This is a genomic window from Tianweitania sp., assembly GCF_032053605.1.
Taxonomy (GTDB): Bacteria; Pseudomonadota; Alphaproteobacteria; order Rhizobiales; family Rhizobiaceae; genus Tianweitania.
The window spans coordinates 1-3783 of the sequence record NZ_DAMBUH010000072.1 but is presented as its reverse complement, the minus strand read 5'-3'; the positions used below and the strand labels follow the sequence as shown (position 1 = coordinate 3783).

General features: G+C 60.9%; 4 protein-coding genes and 1 tRNA gene. 3 read left to right on the top strand and 2 right to left on the bottom strand.

Features of this window, described 5'->3' with window-relative positions; all coding sequences use genetic code 11:
- The coding region (locus tag RTX98_RS14800) for a L,D-transpeptidase family protein (RefSeq protein ID WP_312797564.1) at positions 1–1299 on the top strand (1299 nt) is incomplete at its 5' end.
- A gap of 300 nt (positions 1300–1599) precedes the next feature.
- Here RTX98_RS14800 and RTX98_RS14795 read toward each other — a convergent pair.
- Together RTX98_RS14795 and RTX98_RS14790 are read right to left on the bottom strand one after the other, a co-directional pair.
- Positions 1600–1674 (bottom strand) — tRNA-Val (locus RTX98_RS14795).
- A gap of 58 nt (positions 1675–1732) precedes the next feature.
- Positions 1733–2443, bottom strand: coding sequence for an HAD family hydrolase (locus tag RTX98_RS14790; RefSeq protein WP_312797562.1), 711 nt, complete (start codon positions 2441–2443; stop codon positions 1733–1735).
- A gap of 100 nt (positions 2444–2543) precedes the next feature.
- On the opposite strand from RTX98_RS14790, the gene rpiA reads away from it, so the two are divergent.
- Positions 2544–3242, top strand: a complete 699-nt coding sequence (gene rpiA / locus RTX98_RS14785) for a ribose-5-phosphate isomerase RpiA (RefSeq protein WP_312797581.1) — start codon at positions 2544–2546, stop codon at positions 3240–3242.
- A gap of 18 nt (positions 3243–3260) precedes the next feature.
- Positions 3261–3783: DUF2059 domain-containing protein (locus RTX98_RS14780; RefSeq protein ID WP_312797560.1), on the top strand; the 523-nt coding region annotated here is incomplete at its 3' end.

Here is a 3783-nt window from a genome sequence, read left to right as displayed (position 1 = left end):
GATCCGGCTCTGATCCGCTACGAGATGACGATGTCGGCGCGCGTGCTGCGTTACATCCGCGACGCCCATGCGGGGCGCATCAACCCGAACCTTCTGTCGGGCTATCATGATTTCGCAGCCAAGTCGGTGGACTACGAGGCGGCGCTCAATGCGATGGCAAGCGGCGTCGACATCAAGACCTATCTTGAAGGTCAGCATCCGCAGAACGCGGAATATGCAGCACTACGCACCGAGCTGAAGTCGCTCGAAGCCGAGCGCGAGCACACGATCATCGTTGATCCGAAGCTGCTCCTGAAGCCGGGCGAGACCAGCGCGGAACTGCCGAAGCTCTTGACGCTGATCGACCAGAAGGGCGACGCCGCTTTCAAGGCAGCGCATGGTGCCGTGATCAGTGCCAATGCAAGCAGCGAGATCTATACGCCTGAACTGGTTGCCGTGGTGAAGGCCGCTCAGCAGGCGCATGGCTTGAAGCCGGATGGCGTCGTCGGTGGCCGCACGGTGGCTGCCATTGCCGGTGTGTCGAAGGCGGACCGCATCGAGAAACTCGAAGTGGCGTTGGAACAGCTGCGCTGGCACCCGTCCGACCTTGGTTCGACGCATGTGTTCCTGAACGCTGCCGCCTTTACCGCGACCTATCGCGAGAATGGCACCGATAAGCTTTCGATGCGCACGGTGGTCGGCAGCCCGACGCACCAGACGAGCTTCTTTTATGACGAGTTGGAGCAGGTCGACTACAACCCGTATTGGGGTGTGCCGCGCTCGATCATCGTCAACGAGATGCTGCCGCGACTGATCAACGATCCCGGCTATCTCGACCGTGCCGGCTATGAAGTCTCTGATGCCAGCGGCAAGCGCATCCCGTCGTCCACGATCAACTGGGCGGCCAATGGCAGCAACATTCCCTACAATGTTCGCCAGACGCCGAGCGAAGCGAATGCCTTGGGCGAGTTGAAGATCCTGTTCCCCAACAAGCATGCGATCTACATGCATGACACGCCGCAAAAGGCCTTCTTCAGCCGCGACGCGCGCGCTTTGAGCCATGGCTGCGTCCGCTTGTCGGATCCGCGTGCGATGGCGGCCGCCGTGCTTGGCACGGATGTGGCGCATGTCGCAGCCAAGCTGAAGCAGGGCCATTCCACGGAAAAGGTGACGCGCAAGATCCCGGTCTATGTCGCCTACTTCACGGCTTGGCCGAACCAGGCCGGCGAGGTGCATTATTCGCCGGACGTTTATGACCGCGACGCCAAGGTTCTGGCGGCTTTGCGCAAGACCAGCGATTCGCGCGCACCGTCGATCTAAGAGCGATCTGACGGCTGACTGACTGATGAAGGCGGCAAGGCGTTCGGCGTGATCTCAGATCGTGTGGAACACCCTGCCGCCTTCTTCGTTCGTGCTGCATAACAAACGCAGATCGGAGAACGACCCATGCTTAAAGGCCTCGGCATCACAGCCCTAATCATCTTCCTGATTGGCCTTGCAGTGGTCATCGGCTTGCTGAAGCTGATCTTCTAAAGCTTTCGCGCAACGCGACAGACACAAGCCGCCGTTCTGCCTTCGGGCAGCGGCGGCTTTTTTCGTTTGGATTATTTGCGTGGAGAATGGTGGGCGATACAGGGATTGAACCTGTGACCCCACCCGTGTGAAGGGTGTGCTCTCCCGCTGAGCTAATCGCCCGCCGAGGCGACCATGCGCCTGAACGTGGCGCGGTGTTTACGAGCGGCACTGGCGCAAGTCAAGGTGCTTCGGCTTGCGTCGTCGTTCCTTCATTCGCTGCCGCGATCAGCCTTGTCGCGACCGCTACCGTCAGCTCGTCGTAATGCGAAATGACCATGCTCGGCTCATAGGTGGCGACGGGCTGGTCGGTATAGCCGAAATCCACCGCTACCACCGGAATGCCTGCCGCTTTGGCCGTGTCGATATCGGTCTTCGAATCGCCCACCATGACCGCCTGATCCGGGTCTCCGCAGGCCTGTTCGATGGTGGAAAGCAGATGGCGTGGATCGGGCTTGCGCCACGCGAAGGTGTCGGCACCGCAATTGGCGGCGAAGTGCGCGTGGATGCCAAGGCCTTCAACCAGGGCGTGGCTGAGCTTCTCGAACTTGTTGGTGCAAATGGCGAGCTTCCAGCCGGCATCGGCGAAGCGCTGCATGGCATCGAGCACACCCGGAAACGGCTGAGAGGTGCCGGGAATGTTGTCGGTATAGTGCTGCAGGAAGGTGGTGATCAGCTTCTCATGCTGATCCGCATCAAGCGAGCGGTTGGCTTGGCGGAAGGCGCGTTCAATCATCGCGCGTCCACCCATGCCCAGATAAGCGCGGAAAAGCGCCGGATCGATCGGCGGCAGGCCACTGTCTTTGAGGCTGTGAGACAGCGCCGCCAGCAGATCCGGGCTGGTGTCGACCAGCGTTCCATCGAGATCGAAGACGATAATGGGTTGGGTCATGGCACCCGCGATAGCCTTGGCAGGGGAAGACGGCAAGTGCGGCTTTGCCCGCGTGGCCAAAGATGATAGGAGCGCGGCCACGATCAACCAGAACCTGCTCATGGACGCGACGAACCGCAAGATCGAAGCCTCACGCGCCGCCTTGGCTTATGTTGAAGACGGGATGCGGCTTGGCATCGGCACCGGCTCCACAGCCGAGGAATTCGTGAAGCTGCTGGCCGAAAAGGTCGCCGATGGATTGAAGGTCACGGGCGTGCCGACCTCCGAGCGCACGGCGCGGCTGTGCATGGAACTCGGCATCAAGCTTTCCTCGCTTGAAGAAACGCCGGTTCTCGACTTGGCGATCGATGGTGCGGACGAGATCGATCCCGCACTCGACCTGATCAAGGGCGGCGGTGGGGCCTTGTTGCGCGAAAAGATCGTCGCAACGGCTGCCAATCGGCTGATCATCATCGCGGACAACAGCAAGAAGGTCGATTGCCTCGGCGCTTTCCCCTTGCCGATCGAAGTCAATCGCTACGGCCTTGAAGTCACCCGCCTCGCCATCCTCCGCGCAGCCGAGACGCTTGGTCTGCAGGGCGAACTGACGCTGAGAAGCGGTCGCGACGAGTCGTTCGTGACGGATGGGGGACATCTCATTCTCGACGCATCTTTTGGCCGCATTCCCGATTCAAGAGCGCTGTCTGCTGCCCTCGTTGCCATTCCCGGCGTCGTGGAGCATGGATTGTTTCTGGGGCTAACTACCATCGCCATCATAGCGGGCGAAGACGGCATCGACGTGATGCAGTCTGCTGGCTGACAAGGAGTCTATCATCTCATGGTTCAGACGTTTCGTGCTCGCCGGCTGATTGCCGGAGTTACCGGTGCAGTGCTGCTGCTCGGCGCAGGCGCGGCCTTCGCGCAGGAAGTAACGCCTTCGCATCTGGCAGCCGCTCGCGCAGCGCTTTCGGCGGTGAAGATCACTGATCAGTTCGATTCGATCCTGCCGACCGGCGCGCAGGCCTTGAAGCAGGAAATGATCCAGAAGGATCCGAACCTGGAAGACCTGATCGTCAAGACCGTTGACGAGAAGACCCTCGAGTTGGCCAAGCGTCGTGCTGACCTCGAGAACGAGGCTGCGCAGGTTTATGCGCGCGCCTTCACCGAGCAGGAACTCAACGAAATCGCCACCTTCTACAAGTCGCCAGCGGGTGCAAAATTGCTCGACCAGGGCGGCCGCGTGACTCGCGATGTGATGCAGGCAGCAGAAATCTGGCAGCGCGGCATTTCGCGTGATCTGGCGCAGTCGGTTGCTGACGCGTTCGAACCGGCTCGGCAGCAGGCGACGCCTGCAGCACAGC